A 24,198-nucleotide genomic window follows, 5' to 3' on the forward strand; every position below is an offset into this window, starting at 1 on the left:
TTACACCTTCGCCACGAGCGGGCGACCCAGCAGGCCTTGGGGACGAAAGATCAGAATCACTACCAGCAGGCCGAAACTGAACACGTCTTTGTAGTCGGAGTTGATCAGTCCGGAAAATTGCGACTCGGCAACCCCCAGGATCAATCCGCCGAGCATCGCGCCCGGCAACGAACCGATACCGCCGAGTACCGCTGCGGTGAAGGCCTTGATGCCGATGACGAATCCGGCGAAGAAGTCGAACGTGCCGTAGTTCAAGGTAATCAGCACGCCTGCCAAAGCGGCCATGGCTGCACCGATGACGAATACGTAGGAGATGATCCGGTCGGTGTTGATGCCCAGGATCGAGGCCATCTTGCGATCCTGCTGCGTGGCGCGGCACATGCGGCCCAGCTTGGTGTACTTGATGATGTAGGTCAGCACGCCCATGCCGACGAACGCGGCAATCAGGATGAAAATCTTGGTGTAGGTGATTTGTACGAAACCACTGCCGACGTCAAAGCGCATGGCGCCTTCAAGCAGGGTCGGAACGCCTTGTTGGCGCGGGCCCTGGGCGATCTGCGCGTAGTTCTGCAGAATCAGGGAAATACCGATGGCACTGATCAGCGGTGCCAGACGCGTCGAGTTGCGCAGCGGCCGGTAGGCCACCCGCTCGATGACGAAGCCGTACACACCGGTCACCACGATGGTAAAGATCAGCGTGCCTAGAATCAGGAAAGGGAACGACTCGATGCCGAAAAACGACAGCACGGCCAAGCCGATGGCTGCGAGATAGGCCGAGATCATGTACACATCGCCGTGGGCGAAGTTGATCATGCCGATGATGCCGTAGACCATCGTGTAACCGATGGCGATCAGGCCGTAGACCGAACCGAGGGTCAGGCCATTGACCATTTGCTGCAGGAAAATACCATCCATCACGCACGCTCACGAACTTGAAAGGCCAACCTGGCGCGCGCCGGATGTCTCCTCGTGAGAAACAAAGGCACGTGCGCGAAGGCAACAGAAGGTCCGATGCCGCGCGAAGCAGCATCGATTACCGGCCGGGGCCGTTTCGAGGTTCCAAGCCAACGAAACACCCCAACCGACTAGGCGCTCGACTTACTTCTGCTTTTCGAGCTGGTGGTATTTGCCGTTCGCGTCCCACTGGTAAACCACGTAGTCGGAGACCTTCAGGTCGCCTTTGGTATCCCAGGCCTTTGTGCCCATGACCGTGGTCACATCGTGGGATTTGAGGAACTTGGCAGCGTCTTCGCCCTTGTTCGACTTGGCGCCGTTGAAGCCAGCGGCCAGGGCCTGAACCGACGCGTAGGCGTACAGGGTATAGCCTTCAGGCTCGTACCCGGATTTGCGGAACTGCTCAACCACTGCCTTGCTGTCCGGCAGCACGCGCGGGTCGGCGCCGAAGGTCATGTACACGCCGTCGACGTACTGTGCGCCGCCTGCGGTGGTGACCAGTTCGTCGGTGACAACGCCATCGTCCGACATGAATTTCACGTCTTTCAAACCTTCAGTGCGCAGTTGTTTGACGAGCGGGCCGGCTTCCGGGTGCAGGCCGCCGAAGTAGACAACATCGGCGCCGGTAGAGCGGATTTTCGTGACCAGGGCGCTGAAGTCTTTCTCGCCACGGGTCAGACCTTCTTCCAGGACAGGCTTCACGCCGCGCTTGGTCAGTTGCAATGCCGTAGCGTCCGCCAGGCCTTTGCCATAGGTGTCCTTGTCGTTGATGACCGCGACTTTCTTGGCCTTGAGCACGTCAACGATGTAATCGCCTGCGACCACGCCCTGCTGGTCGTCACGACCGCACATACGGAACATGGCGCTCAGGCCGCGCTCGGTAACGGTGGGGTTGGTCGAGCCTGGGGTGATCGCGATGATGCCCGCCTCGTCATAGACTTCCGAAGCAGGAATGGTCGAAGACGAGCAGAAATGGCCGACGACGCCCGCCACTTTGTCCGAAGCCGCCTTGTTGGCGACCGCTACAGCCTGTTTCGGCTCACACGCATCGTCATAAGCCGTGAGGGAGATCTTCTCGCCGTTGACACCACCCGCAGCATTGATCGCATCGGCTGCCGCCTGGGCGCCTTTCATGTATTGCTCACCGAATGAGGCATTCGCACCCGTCATCGGACCCGCCACGCCAATTTTCACGTCAGCCTGCACAAACGTAGCCGCACCCATTGCAGTAGCGATTGCGATTGCCAGAAAGCCTTTCCTGTAAAACGTCTGCGACATGAGTTGGTGCTCCTAGGTTTTTTAATTAGCACTGCGACCGCCCGTAACCGGTGAGCAAGTGGCGTGCCATCGGTTTTTTATTCTTTAAAAAGTCGTTGTTTTGTTGTTATTCGACTGTTTCGAGCCCTTGTGCATCGGGCGTGCAACCCTCTAAACCATTCAAGGTGCAACCACGCATCTTAAGAAGAGCAACCCTGCCTTATAAATTTCGCAACCGGCGCAACCTGACCTGTACAACCCTGTTGTTACAACGTGCGTCACCGAACTGCACACCGTTAGTGCGCAACCGCTACGGGACGCACCATATCAGGAGAACAACAGCGTGAGCATGCAGCTCTGCCGTGCTGGAACGCGTCATATCACCACCCTCAAACACTGCCCCGCATGGTATAGCGAAAAGCCAGCCTCGTATAAAGAGCTGCGTAGACCAATGGCGCTGAGCGGCTTCATCGGTGTGAACGGAATCGGCAGCGCATCCTGGCTGCCGCTGCACAGGTAATCGGCGAACGCTTTGCCCACGACCGTGCCGGTGGTGTTGCCGCGACCGTTGTAGCCTGTCATCGCGACCAGTCCTGGTGCAGGCTCATACATGCGCAGCAGGTGATCTGGCGTAAAGTCGATGCGGCCCGTCCAGGTATATTCCCAGTCAACCTTTTTCAGATACGGAAAATAGTGTCGTTGCACGCGATCGGCCCAGGCTTCGAGGAACCAGTTCGGCTTCCGGTTGCCGTTGCCCAGACTGCCCAGCAGCAACCGCCCGTCAGCATCGCGACGAATACTGCTCAGCACCTGACGCGTGTCCCAGGAGCCTTGCCCGTCGGGCAGAATCTGCCGCGCCGCATCTTCGGTAAGCGGCGCTGAGGCAACCTGGTAGTAATAACCGGGGAAGAAACTGCGGCGCACCTCGGTCCACTGCCCTTCGGTGTAGGCATTGGAGGCGATGATCACTTGATCGGCAACGACCGAGCCATGCTCGGTGATTACGCACCAGCGCTGGCCTTGACGCTCCAGACGCTTGACCGGCGAGTGATCGTAACGCTCGCCACCCAGCATCGCGACTGCAGCTGCCAGACCGCTGGTGTAGGCCATCGGGTTGATGGTGCCCGCACGGTGGTCCAGCAAGGCCGAGGTGATCTGCCGGGTGCCGGTGGCTTGCTGGCAGGCTTTGCCGGTGAGCAACTCGACGGGTGCTCCGCGACGGCGCCATTGTGCTTCGCGGCTGCGCAGGTCGATTTCGCCCTTGGCGTTGTGCGCCATGTGCAGCGTACCTTTGCGCGTGGCCTGGCAGTCGATGGCGTATTTCGCTATCAGGCTGAAGACCAGCGACGGCGCATTGCCGAGCATGCTGTTGAGCTGGCTGCCGACTTTCTCGCCGAAACCGGCTTCGATCTGGTCGGGTGGAATCCATAGCCCGGCGTTGACCAGACCCACGTTGCGCCCTGAGCCGCCCTGGCCGGTACGATGAGCCTCGACGATAGCAACCTTCTTGCCGTGTTCGAGCAGATGCAGCGCTGCCGACAACCCGGTGATACCTGCGCCGATGACGCACACGTCAACGCTCGCCTCCTTCTTCAACGCTGGCGCTTGCGGCCTTTGCGGCGTCAGCGTTTCCCACAGACATTCTTCGCGTAGCGGCATCGCAATTCCTCGGAAAGAGACAACGATGATTCAAATAGACTGACCAACCGTTCCTAGGCTGCGCGTCGGAACGCATTCAGTGATGCTCTGCGTCACCGCCGAGCGTCCATCAGCGCGCACTCACGCAGAGCGTCGGCACCCTCACCAAAACTCGATGTTGTTTGGGCTGCCCTCTTCGCCAGCAAACTCACTCGCGAATGAGGCCTGCGCGGTGCCGCTTGTGCACCGCCCCGGTCAATCAATCAAAGGTGATCCCCTGCGCCAACGGCAGCTCGCGGGAGTAGTTCACCGTTGCTGTCTGACGACGCATGTAGCCTTTCCAGGAATCCGAACCCGATTCGCGACCGCCGCCGGTTTCCTTCTCGCCGCCGAACGCGCCACCGATCTCTGCACCGCTGGGGCCAATGTTGACGTTGGCGATGCCGCAGTCGCTGCCCAACGACGAAATGAACTGCTCGGCCTCGCGCACATCGGTGGTGAAGATGCACGAGGACAGGCCTTGTGGCACGTCGTTGTTCAGGCGCACTGCGTCGCTGAACTCGTCATAGCCGACCACATATAGGATCGGTGCGAAGGTTTCGCTGCGCACCACATCGCTGTGCTCCGGCATTTCGACGATGGCAGGCGAAACGTAGTACGCATTGGGGAATTGATCGGCCAACTCGCGCTTGCCGCCGAACACCTTGCCGCCTTCACTCAAGGCTTGTTCCAGCGCTTGCTGCATGTTGTCGAAGCTTTGCCGGTCGATCAACGGCCCAACCAGATTGCCTTCCAACGGGTGACCGATGCGCACTTTGGCGTAGGCCGCCTTCAGACGCTCAACGAACTCGGCCTTGACCGAGTAATGCGCGATCAACCGACGCAGCGTGGTGCAACGCTGGCCCGCAGTGCCGACTGCGCTGAACAAGACCGCCCGCACGGCCAGGTCCAGGTCGGCGCTCGGGGTCAGGATCATAGCGTTGTTGCCGCCAAGCTCCAGGATGCTGCGAGCGAAACGTGCGGCGATCTTTGGCGCCACTTCGCGCCCCATGCGGGTGCTGCCTGTGGCACTGATCAGCGCCACGCGGGGATCGTCCACCAGCGCTTCGCCGGCGTCACGGCCACCCATCACGCACTGGGTGAGGTACTGCGGCGCATCGGCGAATTCAGCCGCAACGCCGTCGAACAGCGCCTGACAGGCCAGTGCGGTGAGCGGTGTCTTTTCCGACGGTTTCCAGATCACCGAGTTGCCGCACACCAGCGCCAGTGCGGTGTTCCACGACCAAACCGCTACCGGAAAGTTGAATGCGCTGATCACGCCGACCACGCCCAACGGATGCCAGGTTTCACGCATATGGTGGCCGGGGCGCTCCGAGGCGATGGTCAGCCCGTAGATCTGGCGGGACAGGCCGACGGCGAAGTCGCAGATGTCGATCATTTCCTGCACTTCGCCCAAGCCTTCCTGAGTGATCTTGCCGGCTTCCCACGACACCAACTCGCCCAGATCGGCCTTGTGCTTGCGCAGCGCTTCGCCGAACAAACGCACCAGTTCGCCACGACGTGGAGCAGGCACTTTGCGCCAGGCCTGGAACGCGTGTTCGGCACGGGTGATGCGCTGCTCGACCTCGGCGGCCGCTTCCCAGCTTACCGAGGCGACCTGACTGCCATCGATCGGCGTATGAACAGGCTTGTCGCCGTTTTGGTAAAGCGCAGGGTCGACACCGAGGCGTTTAAGTAAGTCGCTTAGCAGAGCGTTGGGCATGATTTCTCCAGACTTGAGGTAGAGCGTTAACGCGAATTCGCAATGTCGGGACACGAGCGTTTCGTCAGGGTCTAGTAATAGCTGGCCGTGAGCGAGTCAACAAACGACCATTAAGCGAGATATCATTCCGTTTTTTCATGCTGACGCCGAGCACGCCTGAATATGCTGAACAAACGTCATCTACCGTCCGTCACGGCGCTGCAATGTTTTGAAGCGGTAACCCGGCACCTGAGTTTCACCCGCGCCGCCGAAGAGCTGAACCTGACCCAAAGTGCCGTCAGCAAGCAGGTCGCGCAGCTTGAGGAGATGGTCAGGCATCTGCTGTTCAGCCGCGTGCGGCGACGCCTGCAATTGACGCCGGCCGGGGCGTTGTATCTGGCCGAGGTACGCAAGGTCCTCACGCAGATGGAGATGTCCACGCACTTTTTGCGCTCCTACGGCGGCGAGACGCAAGTGCTGCGGGTCTCTACGCCATCGACCTTCGGCGCGCGCTGGCTGGTCCCGCGACTCAAAGGCTGGCGCCTGCGTCATCCGCACATTCATCTGGACCTGGTGAACGAGCAGGAAAGCGACGACCTGGCCCAGAGCCGCTGCGACATGTCGTTTTATTTCGGTCAGGGCGCCCGGCCCGGCGCAGAAAGCGTGAAGCTGTTCGGCGAGGAGTTGGTCCCGGTCTGTTCTCCCGGCAGCCTGCCGGATGAACCCTTTACCGATCCGACCCAGTTGGCCGACCTGGTCCTGCTGCAAAACGCCCATCGTCCACAGGGCTGGCATGATTGGTTCGACAGCCAGGGTTACCAGACTGAACATAGTTACCACGGACCGCGCTTCGAAACGTTCTACATGTGCATTCGTGCCGCGCAAGTGGGCTGCGGCGTGGCGCTGCTGCCAAGGTTTCTGGTGGAGGAAGAACTGGCGGACGGCAAGCTGGTCATCCCCTGGCAACACGCGCTGCCCAGCCGTGACGCGTATTACCTGGCCTACCCGGAACACGCAGCGGAAGTGCCGAAAATCAGGGTGTTCGTGGAATGGATGCTCGAGCAACTGCAAGCCCCCACTCCCCATTAAGCCTATGGGCGCGCTGGCCCGCGATAGGGCCGTGTCAGAAACCTATCAGCCAAGAGACATGCCGCCATCGCGCACGCCCACACTAGATGGATACTTCGCCGAAACAAATCTGCCCCAAGCTGGCGACGACTGGCATTATGTCGGCCATCGTCAATAACAAGCCGGGCGTAGTGGCATGGAGCCAATATTTGCCGTCGCCACAAGGCTGTATGCGTCACCGACTCGGTTTTCTTAAGCCGCACATTTGCGGCCACTGCTGGCTGGAGCGACACAATGAGTGAGAGCGCTTTTGCAGGTCGTATCGTTCAGAACCTGCTCGATACCGACCTCTACAAGCTGAGCATGATGCAGGCTGTACTGCACAATTACCCCAACGTCGACGTGGAATGGGAGTTCCGCTGCCGCAACGGGGAAGACCTGCGCCCTTATCTGGCGGACATCCGTCATCAGATCGAGCGGCTGTGCGATCTGTCGCTGAGCGCCGAAGAAACCGGGTTTCTGGAGCGCATCAATTTCATGAAACCGGATTTTCTGCGCTTTCTTGGTCTGTTCCGATTCAACCTGCGCTACGTGCAGACCAGCATCGAGAATGACGAGCTGTGCATCCGTCTCTCTGGCCCCTGGCTGCATGTGATCCTGTTCGAAGTACCGATCCTGGCCATCGTCAGCGAAGTCCGCAATCGTCATCGCCACCCCGAGATTCTGCTGAGCCAGGCCCGCGACCAGCTGTATCGCAAGTTCGACTGGCTGAACGCTACCGCTACCGCCGATGAGCTGGCAGAGCTGAAAGTCGCTGATTTCGGCACCCGAAGACGCTTCTCGTTCGCGGTGCAGGAAGACGTCGTGTCGGTATTGAAAAAGGACTTCCCCGGCCAGTTCGTCGGTACCAGCAACGTCTACCTGGCGCGCAAATTCGACCTCAAACCGCTGGGCACCATGGCCCACGAATGGATCATGGCGCACCAGCAGTTGGGCCCACGCTTGATCGACAGCCAGATCGCCGCGCTCGATTGTTGGGTCCGCGAATACCGCGGCCTACTGGGGATTGCTCTGACCGACTGCATCACCACCGATGCCTTCCTGACCGACTTCGACCTGTTCTTCGCCAAGCTTTTCGATGGCCTGCGTCATGATTCGGGGGACCCGGTGCAGTGGGCCGAAAAATGCATCACCCATTACCAGAAACTCGGCATCGACCCGATGAGCAAAACACTGGTGTTCTCCGATGGCCTGAACCTGCCCAAGGCGCTGGAAATATTTCGCGCCTTGCGCGGTCGGATCAACGTCAGCTTCGGTATCGGCACCAACCTCACTGCCGACATTCCCGGCACCGATCCTATGAGCATCGTGCTCAAAATGACGGCCTGTGCAGGGCAGCCTGTCGCGAAGATTTCCGACGAGCCCGGCAAGACGCAATGCAAGGACCCGGAATTTGTGTCCTACCTGCGTCACGTATTCAAGGTGCCAGCCTGATTCGAGCACCGCATTTACCCTTTTGAATGCCTATTTTTCTTCTTCTAAAAAAGGAGTCAATCATGCAAGCCGTACAGCTCGAGATCGCCAGGGCCCTTAAGGTTCAGGCGCCCTTCGCCAATCAGGGCGAGCTTGAAACCGAGGTCGCCCGTCGAATTCAGTTCATCAAGGATTGCCTGCACAATGCGCGTCTGAAGGTGTTGGTGTTAGGCATCAGCGGCGGCGTGGACTCGTTGACCGCTGGCCTGCTGGCGCAACGTGCCGTGCGCCAGTTGCGTGAAAGCACCGGCGATGACGCCTATCAGTTCATCGCCGTGCGTTTGCCGTATCACGTCCAGCACGATGAACACGAAGCCACCGCGTCCGTGGATTTTATCAATCCTGACGAGCGTCACACCGTGGACATCGCACCATCGGTCAAGGCGCTGGTCGAGCAGGTCAAGGCCTTCGAAGGCCAGCCCGATACGGCTGTCGATTTCGTCAAAGGCAACGTCAAGGCGCGCACACGCATGGTGGCGCAGTACACCATTGCCGGGGTACGCGGCGGGCTGGTGATCGGTACCGACCATGCAGCCGAAGCGGTGATGGGCTTCTTTACCAAATTCGGTGATGGCGCCTGCGACCTCGCACCGTTGAGCGGCCTGGTTAAGAATCAGGTACGGGCCATCGCCCGCAGCTTTGGCGCGCCGGAATACCTGGTCGAGAAAATTCCGACTGCTGACCTCGAAGACCTGGTGCCAGGTAAACCCGACGAAGCGTCCCACGGCGTGACCTACGCCGAGATCGATGCTTTCCTTCATGGCCAGCCGCTGCGTCAGGAAGCGTTCGACATCATCGTTAATACGTATCGCAAGACGCAGCACAAGCGTGACCTGCCGTACGCACCGTAATAAAGGCGAGCATTTGTAGCAGCACGGCGTGCCGGCGGCGGTTCCAACGTCGGCAAGCCGCACTGCTGCAAGGGTCCCGCGTACAGCCCCTTTGGGGCGGTCAATAGAAAATGGAATGAACCCGTCGATTTTTTTCGCTTGATGGCATTTGCCATCGGGGCTTACATAGCGTCCTGACTTTCTCGCTCAGAGACGCTAACGATGACCGCGTTCCAAGGCCTGTTCTCCCTCGTTGCTGCAACCGTCGGCCAGCCTGCTGCAGATTGGCTGGAACACCGCGTCGAAATCCCGCAGGCGCTGCAGAACTTTTCCTGGTCCCCCGATGGTATTCATCGTGTCTGGCTGGCCGAAGCGTTGAACCTGTGCCTGTTTCGCAAACTAGTTGAGGCGGTGCCGGACGGTCTGCGGTATGTCGATGAGCAGTTCGAAGACGGTCGTAAGGTGGTGTTCGATCATGGCGCCATTCGGACCGTGGACTGGGCGCACAATGGTGAGCTGCCACGCGGACGACAAGCCTTCTCGCGGCTGCTTGAACCGCTTGGCTTCACTGACGTGCGCACCTACCCGCTGACCAAATTGCACATGACCGGTTGGGGCTACCGGCAGATGGATCTGCCCGAAGACATCGCGCAGTTTTTCGTCTCCGAGCTGCACCCGGGCCGTCTGAGCCAAGCGTTTCAGGATGCGGTTAGCCGCGTGGTCGGTTCCAGCCGCGACCCGCTGAGCAGCGAAGACCTAAGCGTGCTCCAACGCCTGCGGGCAACCCGCCATTGCAGTTTCGATGAAGCTTTGCATCTGCTACCAGCCCTCTACCGTGCATTCGGACGCCAGCACGGCGCGGTACGGGAAGCCGACTACCGTCAGTTGCTCAGTGAAAGCGCGGAGATGGCCTGGATCGCTACCGAGGGCAATAGCTTCAACCACCTCACGGATCGAGTGGAAAACCTGGAGGGCACGGTCGAAGAACAGCATCGTCGCGAGCGACCGATGAAGGACAGTGTCGAAGTATCAGGCTCGGGACGTGTGATGCAGACCGCATACAAAGCGTGCAGCGTGAGCCGCGACCTGCTGAACGCCGAAGGCCTGCTCGAGATGCATCAAGTGCTGGGCTCGTTCGTCGAATTCATCCAGCGCAAGATTGATCCCGAGAGCGGCAGGATCGATCTGAATTTCGACAGCAGCAACGCGCAGGGGATTTTCAAGATGACCGACTCGAAGCGGGCGTGAACGGGCGGCGTCTCCCACGCGTATCCGGGGCAGTCAGCATCGTGACCGCCCCGCTACGTGAATCACTTTAGCGTTACAGTGCCTTTCATCATGCTGATGTGGCCTGGGAACGAGCAGAAGAAACCATATTTTTCTGCCGGGTCGAGCTTGGAGACATCAATCTTCAGCGAATCGGTCTCGCCCGCACCGATGACCTTGGTGTGAGCGAGGACGCGCGCGTCGCCCTCTTTCAGGTAATCCTTATCAATCCCGACGCTCAGACCGTCGGTGGCAATCGAGGACATGTCAGCTTCTTTGCTGATCACCAGGTTATGGCCCATGACGTTTTTCGGCAGGCTGCCGGAGTGCCTCAGATTAACGGTGAACTCCTTGCAGCTTTTGTCGATTTCGATGGCTTTGGTATCGAACGACATTTGGTCAGTAGAATCCACGTCCACTGAGCATTCAGCGGCAAAAAGGTGGCCACTGACGAGAGTAAGCAGGGATGCAGCGACAATCTTGCGAATCATGGTGACTCTCCTGAATGGGTATCTCTGTATTTTTGTATACAAAGCTTGCCCTAACTTTAAACAATTTAATAGCCGCATAGTATCAAAGATGCCTGACTGGCCTCTTTGGGTGCCATGAAGACGATCAAGCAGCGCACGATACAGAGTCCTTCCAGGATGGGCACCTCACTCATCCATCATGCCGCTCAATAACCGTTGGCGCAGTTTGCTCGCCGCCTATACCTGTAGCGCGGGCGGCGACTGCGCCAATGCCCGTCAGGATTTCAGCAAATGCTGCCCTGCGATTTACGGGGCTGATCGTACAAAATCCAGAGCGGTGCCACTGAAACGAACTGCCCTGCATAAAATACAGGTCAGGCTACGCACCGTTCTCAGGCAGAATGGACAGACTTATCGCCCGCCTCGAGGATTGCCCATGGCCAAACCCAACTATTCCTTCGCCAAACGTCAACGCGATCTGGCCAAGGAGCAGAAGAAAGAAGAAAAGTTGCAACGCAAGCAGGCCGAGAAAGCAGAGCCTGTTGCCGAAGAAGGCGAGGCCGTTGAACAGCAGGAACAAGACAAGCCCGCCGATTGATCCGCATTACACCCCCGACCCATCCCAGGGTATGTGGGTATGGGCACCCCCGATAGCAAGACGCTTGCCCGCGATGCGCCAGTCAATCCGGCGCATCCATGGCGCAGGCGCGCACTTCGGATGCCTGCAACCCGTCTCACCCCGCAATCGGCATCACTGTGACGCGCACTTCCGGGTCGTGATGGCCACCGCCGAGGATCACGCCGCGCAGCGGCGAAACATCGGAAAAATCCCGCCCCCACGCCAGGCTGATGTGTTCAAGCGAAGGCTGGATATTGTTGGTCGGATCGAAGTCCACCCAACCCAGCACCGGACAGAACACCGAAACCCAGGCGTGTGACGCATCAGCTCCAATCAGGCGCGGCTGACCGGGTGGCGGCTGGGTCAGTAGATAACCACTGACGTACCGCGCCGCCAGTCCACGTGAGCGCAAGCACGCCAGCATCAGGTGCGCGAAGTCCTGACAGACGCCGCGACGGGCTTCCAACACTTCCACCAGCGGAGTCGCCACCTGGGTCGCTTCACCATCGAAGATGAACTCGTCGAAGATCTTCTCCATCAGTGCCTGCGCACACAGCAGCAGCGGCCGCCCTGCCGGGAAGCAACTGACCGAGAATTCGATGAACGACTGCTTCAAGTGCACATAGGGCGATTCGAAGCGATAACGACAGGCTTCCAACAGGTCTGGCGACATTCTCGACGCGCTGTAGGTTAACGTGCTGCGCGCCAGGTCCCATGGCGCGGATTGCTGGAAGTCCAGTGTCGGGCGCTCCAGCACCTCGATCAGCAGACGCGCGTTGACCTGCAATTCATCATGGGGACGCTCGAAGGCCAGACGCGTCAGCGGGTTGCCAAACACATCCAGCTCGTCCCGGCGCGTCGTGGGCGTCGGACTGATCACCAACTCCTGCTCCAGACAACGCTGCCAGGGGCTGTGCCGCGGCCACAGGTGAGCCAATTGCTGAGCCAGCGACACCGGGGTGTCGTACTTGTAGTGGGTGTCGTGAAATATCTGGTAATGAGCGCTGTTCATCAGACGGACACCGTGCGCTGGCTTACATCGTCGACGTGGGCAAAATGGCGCAGCGCCAGACGGTCGGAGACCTGGCCAGTGGTGTCGCCAATGCTTTGCAACAGATCCGCCAGACCGTGCAAAGCGGCCCTGACACTGCTTTCACCAAACAGGCCGTTCTCCAGACAACCCAGATCGAAAGCCGCCAGCCGTTGCGTCAGCTTCGCAAGACTAGCTTCCTGGGGCACACCGAAGTCGTCGTTCAAGCGTTTTACCGAGCGTGTCACCAGCTTGAGCTGGAACAGCACGGCGTGGGGGTTCTGTTCATTGAGCAGCAGCAGGTCAAGCACCGGAATTACCTGCGGCATCGCCAGATATCGCGAGCGGTAGGTGATGCCGCTGTTACCCAGTTCCAGCAGCCAGTCGAGCGCGTCCTGATCGAAAACGGCAGCGCTGCGCAGGAACGCCGCCAGACTGGTACTGAGAAACTGCAGTCGCTCGATGCGCCGACCGATCATCAAAAAGCGCCAGCCTTCGTCGCGGGTCATGTCATCCAACGCAAAACCGGACAGCGCCGCCAGGGACATGACCAACCGATTAAGCAAGTCCAGCAGTTCGCCGAAGTTCGGGGTGTCGGTGTCCAGGTTCGCCGCTTCGTGCTGCAACTCCACCAAGGCCTGCCAGTTTTCTCGCGACAGCTTGCCGCGCACCTGCGACGCCGCCCACTGCAACCGCTGCAGATTGGAGCTAAGGCTGAACGACCACTGTTCACCCCGCAATGCCGCAAGCAAGCGTTCGCGCAGCTCGGTGCCTGCTTTCTCGTCTTTGCGAGGCACAAGGTGCAGGCGCTCGCCCAGTTCGACCGCTGCTTGCAGGGCCAGCGGGTCATTACCATCGACGTAGCGCGCCAGCATGATGCGCAGCAGCCGCGCACTGTCGTCGCAACGCTCACAGTAACGGCCGAACCAAAACAGATTTTCCACTACCCGCGAGGGCAGATACGGGTCGCGGCGAATCAGGTCGTGCACGCCCAATGAACGCTGGCCTTTCCACTGTTCGCTGCCCAATGTGCGCTCGCCGAGAATCCAGGTGTCCTTGCTGGCGCCACCGCGCTGCATCGACACCACATCGGCGTCGGCCTCGGCGGCCACCCGCGTCAGACCACCCGGCAGCACGCGATAGCCGTCGGCCGTCGCGACCGCATAGACCCGCATCCCGATGGCGCGGGGTTGCAGTTGCGTTTGCGCACCCTGCCAGACCGGCGCCTGAGACAGTTGCGCCAGTTCCTGAGCGACATAGGCGTATGGCCGGGCCTGCATGCGTGCGGCCAGGGCCTGGCGCTGTTCCTCGTTCAAATCGCGGCCAAACACCGGCGCGAAGCTTTGCGAGGGGAACGCAGGCTTGATCAGCAATTCAGGCATCTTCTCCAGCGCCTGGGCCAGCACCGGCGGTTCGCCGCACCACCAGGTCGCGATCGACGGCAGGACCAACGCTTCGCCGAACAGGTACTCATTAATCTTTGGCAGGAACCCCAACAGCCCCGGTGATTCCAGCACGCCACTGCCCAAGGCGTTGGCGACCAGCACCCGGCCCTGACGTACAGCTTCCAGCAAGCCGGGGACGCCGAGCGCCGAGTCGGTGCGTAACTCCAGCGGGTCGCAAAAGTCATCGTCGAGGCGCCGCATGATCGCATGCACTCGGCGCAGGCCATTGAGGGTTTTCAGGTACACCGTCGCATCGCGCACGGTCAGATCGCTGCCTTCGACCAGCGGATAGCCGAGCTGACCGGCCAGGTACAGGTGTTCGAAATAGCTTTCATTGAAGCGTCCCGGCGTGAGCAACACGACCAGCGGGACCTCATTGTTGCTCGGTGCCTGCCGCGCGAGCGTTTCCTGCAGCGAGCGGAAGAAGCCGGACAAATGCTGCACTTCAAGGTCGCGATACAACTCGGGAAACGCCCGCGACACGATCAGACGACTTTCAAGCGCGTAGCCAGCACCGGACGGCGCCTGAGTACGATCTGCCGTGACCCACCAGCGGCCGTCAGGGGCGCGCGCCAGATCGACCGCATAGACATGCAAGAACGTGCCCTCCGGCGGCATCACACCTTGGCACGGCCAGAGAAAATTATTGTGCCCGAACACCAGTTCGGCCGGCAGCAGCCCTTCGGCAATCAATAGCTGCGGGCCATAAAGATCTGCCAATACCGCGTTGAGCAAGCGCGCGCGCTGGGCGATGCCTGCTGCGAGCCGCTGCCATTCCTCGACCGGAATCAGATGCGGCAGCAGGTCCAGCTCCCACGGCCTGTCCGCGCCTTTGGGGTCGGCATAAACGTTATAGGTGACGCCGTTTTCCTGAATCTGCCTGGCGACCAACGCCTGACGCTGGATCAATTGCGCAGGTGTGCTGCGTTGCAGATGCTCATAGAAGCGCCGCCAATGCGGTCGGACAGCGCCACTGGCATCGAGCATCTCGTGATAGGTACCCGCGCAGAACGGGTATCGGTCAAGCAGGTCGGGCATGGAAGGCTCGGCAGACAGCTAAAGGAGTCAGGTTAGCGCAGAGAAAAATGACACACGGTGGCTGGCTTCCCTGCGGCCACTTTCCGGGTCAGCCTGACGTGCAAATTCAGGCTGACCGTCCGGGCCGTGTTTTTACCGATGCAGACGCATATCCAGCGTCATGGGTAATTCATCGTTGACGGTCAGTTCGGGTACCGTCAGTTTGCCGGGGCTGTGGCCGATGCGGAAAAACCGCGACAGGCGCCGGCTCTCGGCTTCGTTGGCGTTCACTGGCAGGGATTCATAATTGCGCCCCCCCGGATGGGCGACATGGTACTCGCAGCCGCCGAGCGAGCGCTGCATCCAGGTATCAAGAATGTCGAACACCAGCGGCGCATGCACGGGAATGGTGGGCTGCAAGGCATTGAACGGCTGCCAGGCGCGATAACGCACTCCCGCCACGAACTCACCGACCCGGCCAGTGGGCTGCAGCGGCACCGGCACGCCGTTACAGGTCAACAGGTAGCGCTGCGGCGGCAGCCCCGTGATTTTCACCTGCAAGCGCTCAAGCGACGAGTCCACGTAGCGCACCGCGCCACCTGCCGCGCCCTCCTCACCCAGCACGTGCCAGGGCTCCAGAGCCTGACGCAGTTCCAGCTCGATACCGCTGACCGCGTAGTCGCCGACTTTCGGAAAACGAAACTCCAGATGCGCCGCGAACCACTCGGTGCGCAGCGGATAACCGGCCACGTTGAGTTCGTCGATGACATCAGCGAAGTCCTGCTCGATGAAGTGCGGCAGCATGAAGCGATCGTGAAGTTCTGTGCCCCAACGGGCCAGCTTGGCCGGTGCATAGGGCTCGCGCCAGAATCGAGCGACCAGGGCCCGCAACAGCAGCTGCTGCGCCAGACTCATGCGCGCATGGGGCGGCATCTCGAACGCACGCAGCTCCAGCAGCCCCAAACGGCCGGAGGCGCCATCGGGCGAGTACAGCTTGTCGATGCAGAACTCGGCGCGGTGGGTATTGCCCGTCACGTCGATCAGCAGATTACGCAGCAGCCGGTCCACCAGCCAGGGCGGGCACTCCTCACCTGGCGCCAGCATCTGCGAGAAAGCAATCTCCAGCTCGTACAGCGAGTCGTTGCGTGCCTCGTCGACACGCGGAGCCTGCGAGGTCGGACCAATGAACAGGCCGGAGAACAGGTACGACAGCGACGGATGGTTATGCCAGTAACTGATCAGGCTGCGCAGCAGATCAGGCCGACGTAGGAAAGGTGAATCCCCCGGCGTCGCGCCACCCAGCACGAAGTGGTTACCGCCGCCGGTGCCGGTGTGACGCCCGTCGATCATGAATTTTTCGGTGGTCAGGCGTGTCAGCCTCGCTTGCTCGTACAGAAACTCGGTGCGTTCGACCAACTCGTCCCACGTGGATGAAGGCTGCACGTTGACCTCGATGACCCCCGGATCCGGTGTAATACGGAAGTTGGCCAGGCGCGGATCACTCGGCGGCTCATAACCTTCAAGCAACACTGGACAATTCAGCGCCTCGGCGGTCGCTTCTATGGCGGCCACCAGCTCAAGGTAGGCCTCAAGAGATGGCAACGGCGGCATGAACAGATACAGACGCCCCTCCCGCGCTTGCGCGCTCAACGCGGTGCGGGTCAGCCAGTGCGCCGATTCATCGATTTTCGGCGTACGTTCGCTGTCGGTGTCTTTTTGATCGGTCAGGTTGTTCAGACTGCTCTGCACCTCATCACGGTCCGGCAGATCCGGGAAGTCCTGGTTATGGTCGATCGGATGAATGTACGGGTATTGCGCAGCGTTGACCCACGGCTGCGAAGCCAGCGGCAGACGATAGCCCAAGGGAGAATCCCCTGGCACCAGCCGGCAGTGGTCGTCGCGCAAGTACCAACGCCCGCTCTGCCAGCGATCATCGGCGGCAGTGCGCGCCAGCGGCAGGACGTGACCAATGATCTCGTCCAGGCCCTGGGCAAAGACTTTCCTCAGCCGCGCGCGCTCCAGATCGTCGCTCAGGCGCGAATCTTCAGCGGTGACGTTTTTTGGCAAGGCGCCTTCACGCCACAGGTAATAGAAGTGATCTTCATAGGCCGCGAAGACGTAACGCGTCGGCAGTTTCAGCCGCTCGGCAACGTTGCGCAGGAAGCGTCCGGCCAGCTCGCCGTCGGTGCCGTAATCCTGCTTTTCATCAGCGATCAACGCGGCATTGCGCCATACCGGTTGGCCATCGCGACGCCAAAAGCAGTTCAGCGACCAGCGTGGCAACTGCTCGCCCGGGTACCATTTGCCTTGGCCAAAATGCACGAGGCCGTGGGGCGCGTAATGTGCGCGCATGCGCTGATACAACTCGGCAGAGAGCGCGCGTTTTTTCGGCCCCAACGCGGCAGTGTTCCATTCGTCGCCGTCGCGGTCATCGATGGACACGAAGGTCGGTTCGCCGCCCATGGTCAGGCGAACATCGCTGGCGATCAAGTCGCTGTCGATCTGTCGACCTAGCGCCTGAATTTCAAACCACTGCGCTTCGCTATAAGGCTTGGTGACACGCGGTGCCTCCCAGATACGTTCCACTGACATTTCGTGGCTAAACCGGGTTTCGCACGGCTCCACCATCCCGCTGATCGGCGCCGCGGAAGACGGTTCAGGGCTGCACGCCAGCGGGATGTGGCCCTCACCGGCAAACAGCCCGGACGTGGCATCAAGCCCCACCCAGCCTGCACCGGGCAGGTATACCTCGCACCAGGCATGCAGGTCGGTGAAATCAACATCGGTGCCGGAGGGACCATCCAGCGCTTTGACGTCAGCCTTAAGCTGGACCAGATATCCGGAAACGAACCGCGCAGCCATTCCCAGGTGGCGCAGCAACTGCACCAGCAACCAAGCCGAATCCCGGCAGGAGCCTGACGCGCTTTCAAGGGTGAATTCCGGGGTCTGAATGCCCGGTTCCATGCGAATCAGATAACCGATGTCGCTGGCCAGGCGCTGATTGAGGTTCACCAGAAAATCGATGGCCGGCACAGGGGTGCGGTCAATGCTGTCCAGGTAGGCCTGAAACCTGGGTGTCAGTGGCAGCTTTTCCAGATACGGCAACAACTCGTGGTGCTCATCTCTGGCGTAGGTGAACGGGATCTTCTCGGCGTAGGGCTCGAGGAAAAAATCGAACGGATTGAACACCGCCATCTCGGCGACCAGATCCACTTCAATGCGCAGTTCGTCGGTCCGCTGAGGGAATACCAGCCGTGCCAGGTAATTGCCCTGCGGGTCCTGCTGCCAATTGATGAAGTGATTGTCAGGCAGCACGTTCAGCGAATAGGACAACACTCGCGTACGGCTGTGCGCCGCCGGCCGCAGGCGCACGATCTGCGGCCCCAGCTCCACCGCCCGTTCATAGCGGTAATGCGTGACATGGTGCAAGGCAAAGTGAATCGACACGGCGTGCCTCCTGCGAGCCTGGACGGTAGCGAAACCGCGCAAGACTTATGCCAGCCAGACAAGTCTGCCGCGTTTGGCGCTGCAGGGGCTCGGTCAGCCAGGCACGGCACCAAAACCGCGCCCGCTTCGGCGGATGGTGCAAGGCTCGCACGGAAATGAGGCGGGTGAAGTTATTTACGGCGACGTCCTCGGGCGTGGCGGATCGCGAGAAAGCGGTTGCGCTGATAACGGAGCCGCAGGACGGCTTTGCGCAACTCCCGATACTGAGCGCAGTTGAGAACCAACAGCCCGAGTATTGGGCAAAACACTCCCAGAAAATAACTGACCTTATGTGGGCGGTGTTCGATGGTCGGCAGCACTGTGAGCAAGCATGAGAACAACACCAGAACGATGCCCCATATCCACCGTGGACGGCCCAGGATGACGAAGACGTGGCAAACGCAAACGAAGACGATGGCCACTGTCACCGCTCGTTCCATCCACAGTCTGCTGATGTCTGGCGGTACATCCGGGTAGAACGCGCTGGTCGTCAGGATGCCTGTCATCATCACAGAACCGACGGTTGCGAGCAGGCCACTGATGAAGAATGGAAAATAGCCCTTCATGAACGAATCCTTTCATCCTGACACGTGTTCATGCGAGGAAGGATAGGCAGTCAATGGTGGTGTCGATGTAGGAGGGATTTCACTGTGGTGTAGGAACGGTCTCAATCTCTCTGAGCGTATTGCGGTCATGGCGCCAGTGCGAAAAGGTGCGCGTCGACAATGGGTCGATCACTGTTTTTCAGGGAGCATTAATGGCAATCGATATGTTTTTGAAGCTGGGCGATATCAAAGGCGAGTCCAAGGACAGCGTCCACGCCGAAGAGATAGACATTCATACGATGCAGTGGGGCATGTCGCAAGCAGGCTCGATGCATCAGGGCGGCGGCGGTGGGGCGGGCAAGGTCAGCATGCAGAACCTGAATCTCAACAAGGCGCTGGACAAGGCCTCGCCCAATCTGATGATGGCGTGTTCCAGCGGCAAGCATTACCCGGAAGCGACGCTGACTGTGCGCAAGGCCGGCGGCACCGCCCCCGTGGAGTACATGATCATCACGCTCAAGGAAGTGATGGTCGCCTCCTATCATACGGATGCCGGTAGCGGCGATGAGACATTGCGCGAGACCATCGCGCTGAACTTCGGCAAGGTCGAAATCAGTTATCAGCCGCAGAAAGCAGACGGTAGCAAGGATGGCGGGCCAGTGAAGTACGGCTGGAACATCCGCGAAAACGTGAAGATGTAAACGCAAAACGCCAGCTCTAAAGCTGGCGTTTTTGTACCGCGTGATTCGTCAGCGCGGAAAGACAGGTTGGCGCGAGGGCTTATTGCTCTTTGCGCCCTTCCCACCTTTGGCTGCATCGGCGCGCTCCTTGGCAGCCTGCTTGTTGCGTGCAGCAGCGGCGGCCTTGGCTTCTTCGCGCTTGTCCCAAGGCTTGCTGCCGTCGCTGCCACGTTGCGGCAGGCCAGTGTGTTGCGTGAGGATCTTAGTGGTCCTGGCCACCTTATGGCTGCCAGCCGGGGTTGAGTTATTGCGACGAGCGCTTTGGTACCCCTCGGTCTCAGGCTGATGAGACGGAATCAGCTGGTTTTTGCCAGGGCCGATAAGGTCGGAACGCCCCATGCGCTCCAACGCCTCGCGCAGCATCGGCCAACCCTTCGGATCGTGATAGCGCAGGAACGCCTTGTGCAGACGGCGCTGCTCCTCACTCTTGACGATGGTGACCGCGTCGCTCTTGTACGTAACCTTGCGCAGCGGGTTCTTGCCCGAGTGGTACATGGCGGTCGCGCTGGCCATCGGCGAAGGATAGAACGCTTGCACCTGGTCAGCCCGAAAGCCGTTGCCCTTGAGCCACAGCGCCAGGTTCATCATGTCTTCATCGGTGGTGCCGGGGTGGGCCGCGATGAAGTACGGGATCAGGTATTGCTCCTTGCCCGCTTCTTTGGAGTATTTCTCGAACATGCGCTTGAACTTGTCATAGCTGCCAATGCCCGGCTTCATCATCTGGTTGAGCGGACCTTCCTCGGTGTGTTCCGGGGCGATCTTGAGGTAACCACCAACGTGGTGGGTCACCAGTTCCTTGACGTACTCCGGCGACTCGACTGCCAGGTCGTAACGCAGGCCAGACGCGATCAGGATCTTCTTCACACCCGGCAGTTCACGCGCACTGCGATACAGCTGGATCAACGCCGAGTGGTCGGTGTTCAGGTTCGGGCAAATGCCAGGGAACACACACGAAGGCTTGCGGCAGGCGGATTCGATTTCCGGGCTCTTGCAGGCGATGCGATACATGTTCGCGGTCGGACCGCCGAGGTCGGAAATGACGCCGGTGAAGCCAGGCACCTTGTCACGGATCTCTTCGATCTCGCGAATGATCGAGTCGTGGGAGCGGTTCTGGATGATCCGGCCTTCGTGCTCGGTGATCGAGCAGAAGGTGCAGCCGCCAAAACAGCCGCGCATGATGTTTACCGAAAAACGGATCATGTCGTAGGCCGGAATCTTTTCCTGGCCGTAAGCAGGATGAGGAATACGTGCGTACGGCATGCCGAACACGTAGTCCATTTCTTCGGTGGTCATCGGAATCGGTGGCGCGTTGAACCAGACATCGACATCGCCATGCTTCTGGACCAATGCACGGGCGTTGCCGGGGTTGGTTTCCAGGTGCAATACGCGATTGGCGTGCGCGTACAGAACCGGGTCGTTACGCACTTTTTCCATGGACGGCAGGCGAATGACGGTTTTGTCGCGGGTCATGCGCGGGCTCGCCAGGATCTGCACGACCTTGGCTTCGTTGGCATCCTCGACCGGACCCTTTTCCTGCTCGATGGCGCAGGCTTGGGTGTCCTGGGTGTTCACATACGGATTGATGATCTTGTCGACCTTGCCCGGCCGGTCGATGCGGGTGGAATCGACTTCGTACCAGCCCTCAGGCGTGTCGCGACGGATGAACGCAGTGCCGCGCACATCGGTGATGCTTTCGATGGTTTCGCCGTAGGACAGACGATTGGCCACCTCGACGATCGCCCGTTCGGCGTTGCCGTACAGCAGAATGTCGGCGCAGGCGTCGATCAGAATCGAGTTGCGCACCTTGTCTTGCCAGTAGTCGTAATGCGCAATGCGACGCAGCGAGGCCTCGATGCCGCCAAGAACGATTGGCACGTTCTTATAGGCTTCCTTGCAGCGCTGGCTGTACACCAGGCTCGCACGATCCGGGCGTTTGCCGGCCATGCCGCCAGGGGTGTAGGCGTCGTCGGAACGGATTTTCTTGTCTGCGGTGTAGCGGTTGATCATCGAGTCCATGTTGCCGGCAGCAACACCGAAGAACAGGTTCGGCTCGCCCAGCTTCATGAAGTCGTCTTTGGATTTCCAGTCTGGCTGGGCAATGATCCCGACGCGAAAGCCTTGCGACTCCAGCAGCCGGCCGATGATTGCCATGCCAAACGACGGGTGATCGACGTAGGCATCACCGGTAACAATGATGATGTCGCAGGAATCCCAGCCGAGCTGATCCATTTCTTCCCGGCTCATCGGCAGGAAAGGCGCTGGCCCGAAACACTCGGCCCAGTACTTGGGATAGTCAAATAACGGCTTGGCTGCTTGCATGTCGATGACCAGTGTTCGTAATCAGGAAGGCGAGTTTCGCGTGGGAATTCGCGGGCGCGGAGAATAGCACAAAATTTGATCAAATCCGACGGCGTAGGTCGGATTTGTGGGTTGGCGTGGGATTGCGGTTTTGGTGCCCGTTGGGGCTATCGCGAGCAAGCGCGCTCCTGCATTTATTGCAACGTGCCGTATTCAGAAAGACCGCGTTGGTCGCCTTGCGGGGGCCGAGGTTTTGCTGACCTACTCATCATCGTCAAAGTTGTAACTACCCGGCGCCAGGTTTTCAAAGCGCGTGTACTTACCGATAAACGCCAGCCGTACAAAGCCGATGGGGCCGTTACGCTGTTTGCCGATGATGATTTCAGCGATACCCTTGTGCTCTGTTTCCGGGTGATACACCTCGTCCCGGTACACGAACATGATGACGTCGGCGTCCTGCTCGATCGCTCCGGATTCCCGCAAGTCGGAGTTCACAGGACGTTTGTTGGGCCGCTGCTCAAGCGAGCGGTTGAGCTGTGAGAGCGCCACCACCGGACAGTTGAATTCCTTGGCCAGCGCTTTCAGGGACCGGGAAATCTCGGAGATCTCGTTGGTCCGGTTATCACCGCTAGAGCCCGGAATCTGCATGAGTTGCAGGTAGTCGATCATGATCATGCCGATCTCGCCATGCTCACGCACGAGTCGACGAGTCCGCGCGCGCATTTCCGACGGACTGATACCAGCCGTGTCGTCGATGAACAGCTTGCGGTCATTGAGCAGGTTCACTGCAGAGGTCAGCCGCGGCCAGTCATCATCGTCCAGTTGACCGGAGCGGACTTTGGTCTGGTCGATGCGACCGAGCGAGGAAAGCATACGCATGATCAGCGATTCGCCTGGCATCTCGAGCGAGAAGACCAACACCGCCTTTTCGCTACGCAGCACCGCGTTCTCGACCAGGTTCATCGCGAAGGTGGTCTTACCCATCGACGGACGGCCCGCAACAATAATCAGGTCAGAGGGCTGCAGACCGCTGGTTTTCTCATCGAGGTCGGTGTAACCGGTCGACAGACCTGTGATCCCCTCACCGAGGTTGAACAAGGTGTCGATACGGTCGATGGCCTTGGTGAGCAGGTCGTTGACCCCCACCGGGCCGCCGGTTTTGGGCCGCGCTTCAGCGATCTGAAAAATCTGCCGCTCAGCTTCGTCGAGGATTTCCTCAGCGGTGCGCCCTTCCGGGTTGAACGCGCTGTCGGCGATTTCGTTGCTGATACCGATCAGTTGCCGCAAAGTCGCGCGCTGCCGCACGATCTGGGCGTAGGCCTTGATGTTGGCGACCGACGGAATGTTCTTCGCCAGCTCGGACAGATAGCCAAGGCCGCCGACTTGCGACGTCTGGCCTTCCTTGTCCAGTTGCTCGGACAGGGTTACGACGTCGATAGGCAGGTTCTGATCGGCCAGTTTGGCGATGGCGCGAAAGATCAAGCGGTGGTCATGCCGGTAGAAATCGCCATCCGAAACCTGATCAAGCACGCGTTCCCAGGCGTTGTTGTCCAGCATCAGACCACCGAGCACGGCCTGTTCGGCCTCGATGGAATGCGGAGGCACCTTCAGGGCAGCGGTTTGCAGGTCGTATTGCTCGGGAGCGGAAATATCGTTCATGGCCACACGGAATCAGGGAGTTGAAACAGGATACTCAGAAATGACAAAGGGCACGACCTGAGAACAGGACCGTGCCCAATGCTAACCGGCTGACGAGCGAGTCGCCAAACGGTCAGATTCCCGCACCAGGGTGCAGGAATCAAACGGCTTAAGCAGCCACCACAACAACGCGAACGGTTGCTTCAACATCGCTGTGCAGGTGCACGGCTACGTCGTATTCGCCAACGTTACGGATGGTGCCGTTCGGCAGACGAACTTCAGCCTTGGCAACTTCAACGCCAGAGGCGGTCAGTGCGTCAGCGATGTCGTGAGTACCGATCGAACCGAACAGCTTGCCTTCGTCACCAGCGGTGGCAGTGATAGTCACTTCCAGCTCAGCCAGTTGAGCAGCACGACTTTCAGCCGAAGCTTTACGGTCTGCAGCGGCTTTTTCCAGCTCAGCGCGACGCTCTTCAAACGCGGCCAGGTTGGCAGCGGTTGCAGCGGTGGCTTTGCCGAAAGGCAGCAGGTAGTTACGACCGTAGCCAGCCTTAACGTTTACTTTGTCGCCCAGGTTGCCCAGGTTGGCGATTTTTTCCAGCAGGATGAGTTCCATTTGGTAA

Annotated in this window: 18 protein-coding genes; 6 read left to right on the plus strand and 12 right to left on the minus strand. The window is 59.8% G+C overall.

Annotated features, from left to right (window positions below; translation table 11 throughout):
- From B3I26_RS16220 to B3I26_RS16235, 4 genes are all read right to left on the minus strand, one after another.
- Positions 1–915, minus strand: a complete 915-nt coding sequence (locus tag B3I26_RS16220; RefSeq protein ID WP_296259036.1) for an ABC transporter permease subunit — start codon at positions 913–915, stop codon at positions 1–3.
- A gap of 183 nt (positions 916–1,098) precedes the next feature.
- Positions 1,099–2,232 carry a branched-chain amino acid ABC transporter substrate-binding protein gene (locus B3I26_RS16225; protein WP_296259038.1) on the minus strand — a complete coding sequence of 378 codons (1,134 nt, stop codon included), beginning with the start codon at positions 2,230–2,232 and terminating at the stop codon, positions 1,099–1,101.
- Between the two features lie 354 nt (positions 2,233–2,586).
- Positions 2,587–3,870, minus strand: a complete 1,284-nt coding sequence (locus B3I26_RS16230) for an NAD(P)/FAD-dependent oxidoreductase (protein ID WP_296259039.1) — start codon at positions 3,868–3,870, stop codon at positions 2,587–2,589.
- 238 nt (positions 3,871–4,108) lie between these two features.
- Positions 4,109–5,611: an aldehyde dehydrogenase family protein gene (locus B3I26_RS16235; protein ID WP_409522036.1), complete on the minus strand. Its 1,503-nt coding sequence runs from the start codon at positions 5,609–5,611 to the stop codon at positions 4,109–4,111.
- 162 nt (positions 5,612–5,773) lie between these two features.
- Here B3I26_RS16235 and B3I26_RS16240 point away from each other — a divergent pair, with 162 nt between their 5' ends.
- From B3I26_RS16240 to B3I26_RS16255, 4 genes are all read left to right on the plus strand, one after another.
- Positions 5,774–6,679, plus strand: a complete 906-nt coding sequence (locus B3I26_RS16240; protein ID WP_296259040.1) for a LysR substrate-binding domain-containing protein — start codon at positions 5,774–5,776, stop codon at positions 6,677–6,679.
- Positions 6,680–6,952: 273 nt separating this feature from the next.
- Positions 6,953–8,152, plus strand: coding sequence for a nicotinate phosphoribosyltransferase (gene pncB / locus B3I26_RS16245; protein ID WP_296259041.1), 1,200 nt, complete (start codon positions 6,953–6,955; stop codon positions 8,150–8,152).
- Positions 8,153–8,214: 62 nt separating this feature from the next.
- Positions 8,215–9,042, plus strand: coding sequence for an ammonia-dependent NAD(+) synthetase (gene nadE, locus B3I26_RS16250; protein WP_296259043.1), 828 nt, complete (start codon positions 8,215–8,217; stop codon positions 9,040–9,042).
- A gap of 201 nt (positions 9,043–9,243) precedes the next feature.
- Complete coding sequence (locus B3I26_RS16255; protein WP_296259045.1) at positions 9,244–10,269, plus strand: 2-oxoadipate dioxygenase/decarboxylase family protein; 1,026 nt, start codon at positions 9,244–9,246, stop codon at positions 10,267–10,269.
- Positions 10,270–10,331: 62 nt separating this feature from the next.
- Here B3I26_RS16255 and azu read toward each other — a convergent pair whose 3' ends face one another.
- Positions 10,332–10,778, minus strand: coding sequence for an azurin (azu, locus tag B3I26_RS16260; RefSeq protein ID WP_296259046.1), 447 nt, complete (start codon positions 10,776–10,778; stop codon positions 10,332–10,334).
- A 415-nt stretch (positions 10,779–11,193) separates the two neighbouring features.
- Between azu and B3I26_RS16265 the strand changes: the two genes are divergently transcribed.
- Positions 11,194–11,355 carry a hypothetical protein gene (locus B3I26_RS16265; RefSeq protein WP_296259178.1) on the plus strand — a complete coding sequence of 54 codons (162 nt, stop codon included), beginning with the start codon at positions 11,194–11,196 and terminating at the stop codon, positions 11,353–11,355.
- A gap of 136 nt (positions 11,356–11,491) precedes the next feature.
- Here B3I26_RS16265 and B3I26_RS16270 read toward each other — a convergent pair whose 3' ends face one another.
- The 4 genes from B3I26_RS16270 to B3I26_RS16285 form a co-directional block, all read right to left on the minus strand.
- Entirely contained in the window at positions 11,492–12,388 is an 897-nt protein-coding gene (locus B3I26_RS16270) for a transglutaminase family protein (protein ID WP_296259048.1), read from the minus strand.
- A complete protein-coding gene (locus B3I26_RS16275; RefSeq protein ID WP_296259050.1) occupies positions 12,388–14,889 on the minus strand; it encodes a circularly permuted type 2 ATP-grasp protein in 2,502 nt (833 codons plus the stop codon). The genes B3I26_RS16270 and B3I26_RS16275 overlap by 1 nt, the downstream gene beginning before the upstream one ends.
- A gap of 132 nt (positions 14,890–15,021) precedes the next feature.
- Positions 15,022–18,315 (minus strand): DUF2126 domain-containing protein, encoded by a 3,294-nt coding sequence (locus tag B3I26_RS16280; protein ID WP_296259052.1) that lies wholly within the window; start codon positions 18,313–18,315, stop codon positions 15,022–15,024.
- 170 nt (positions 18,316–18,485) lie between these two features.
- Positions 18,486–18,920 (minus strand): hypothetical protein, encoded by a 435-nt coding sequence (locus B3I26_RS16285; RefSeq protein WP_296259053.1) that lies wholly within the window; start codon positions 18,918–18,920, stop codon positions 18,486–18,488.
- A 191-nt stretch (positions 18,921–19,111) separates the two neighbouring features.
- On the opposite strand from B3I26_RS16285, the gene B3I26_RS16290 reads away from it, so the two are divergent.
- Complete coding sequence (locus B3I26_RS16290) at positions 19,112–19,600, plus strand: Hcp family type VI secretion system effector (RefSeq protein WP_296259055.1); 489 nt, start codon at positions 19,112–19,114, stop codon at positions 19,598–19,600.
- A 48-nt stretch (positions 19,601–19,648) separates the two neighbouring features.
- Here B3I26_RS16290 and B3I26_RS16295 read toward each other — a convergent pair whose 3' ends face one another.
- The 3 genes from B3I26_RS16295 to rplI form a co-directional block, all read right to left on the minus strand.
- Entirely contained in the window at positions 19,649–21,958 is a 2,310-nt protein-coding gene (locus B3I26_RS16295; RefSeq protein ID WP_296259056.1) for a YgiQ family radical SAM protein, read from the minus strand.
- 240 nt (positions 21,959–22,198) lie between these two features.
- Positions 22,199–23,596: a replicative DNA helicase gene (dnaB, locus tag B3I26_RS16300; protein ID WP_296259057.1), complete on the minus strand. Its 1,398-nt coding sequence runs from the start codon at positions 23,594–23,596 to the stop codon at positions 22,199–22,201.
- A gap of 148 nt (positions 23,597–23,744) precedes the next feature.
- The gene (rplI, locus tag B3I26_RS16305; RefSeq protein WP_296188284.1) at positions 23,745–24,191 is read right to left on the minus strand and encodes a 50S ribosomal protein L9; all 447 of its coding nucleotides are present in this window, start codon (positions 24,189–24,191) and stop codon (positions 23,745–23,747) included.
- Positions 24,192–24,198 lie beyond the last annotated feature (7 nt).

Source organism: Pseudomonas sp. UBA5706, from assembly GCF_002419965.1.
Lineage (GTDB): Bacteria > Pseudomonadota > Gammaproteobacteria > Pseudomonadales > Pseudomonadaceae > Aquipseudomonas.

Coding starts and splice junctions, on each gene's coding strand:
- pncB (WP_296259041.1), top strand. CDS start 6,953: ATGAGTGAGAGCGCTTTTGCAGGTCGTATCGTTCAGAACCTGCTCGAT.
- B3I26_RS16265 (WP_296259178.1), top strand. CDS start 11,194: ATGGCCAAACCCAACTATTCCTTCGCCAAACGTCAACGCGATCTGGCC.
- B3I26_RS16285 (WP_296259053.1), bottom strand. CDS start 18,920: ATGAAGGGCTATTTTCCATTCTTCATCAGTGGCCTGCTCGCAACCGTC.
- B3I26_RS16240 (WP_296259040.1), top strand. CDS start 5,774: ATGCTGAACAAACGTCATCTACCGTCCGTCACGGCGCTGCAATGTTTT.
- B3I26_RS16295 (WP_296259056.1), bottom strand. CDS start 21,958: ATGCAAGCAGCCAAGCCGTTATTTGACTATCCCAAGTACTGGGCCGAG.
- B3I26_RS16230 (WP_296259039.1), bottom strand. CDS start 3,870: ATGCCGCTACGCGAAGAATGTCTGTGGGAAACGCTGACGCCGCAAAGG.
- B3I26_RS16225 (WP_296259038.1), bottom strand. CDS start 2,232: ATGTCGCAGACGTTTTACAGGAAAGGCTTTCTGGCAATCGCAATCGCT.
- B3I26_RS16220 (WP_296259036.1), bottom strand. CDS start 915: ATGGATGGTATTTTCCTGCAGCAAATGGTCAATGGCCTGACCCTCGGT.
- B3I26_RS16235 (WP_409522036.1), bottom strand. CDS start 5,611: ATGCCCAACGCTCTGCTAAGCGACTTACTTAAACGCCTCGGTGTCGAC.
- B3I26_RS16270 (WP_296259048.1), bottom strand. CDS start 12,388: ATGAACAGCGCTCATTACCAGATATTTCACGACACCCACTACAAGTAC.
- B3I26_RS16290 (WP_296259055.1), top strand. CDS start 19,112: ATGGCAATCGATATGTTTTTGAAGCTGGGCGATATCAAAGGCGAGTCC.
- nadE (WP_296259043.1), top strand. CDS start 8,215: ATGCAAGCCGTACAGCTCGAGATCGCCAGGGCCCTTAAGGTTCAGGCG.
- B3I26_RS16275 (WP_296259050.1), bottom strand. CDS start 14,889: ATGCCCGACCTGCTTGACCGATACCCGTTCTGCGCGGGTACCTATCAC.
- B3I26_RS16255 (WP_296259045.1), top strand. CDS start 9,244: ATGACCGCGTTCCAAGGCCTGTTCTCCCTCGTTGCTGCAACCGTCGGC.
- rplI (WP_296188284.1), bottom strand. CDS start 24,191: ATGGAACTCATCCTGCTGGAAAAAATCGCCAACCTGGGCAACCTGGGC.
- azu (WP_296259046.1), bottom strand. CDS start 10,778: ATGATTCGCAAGATTGTCGCTGCATCCCTGCTTACTCTCGTCAGTGGC.
- dnaB (WP_296259057.1), bottom strand. CDS start 23,596: ATGAACGATATTTCCGCTCCCGAGCAATACGACCTGCAAACCGCTGCC.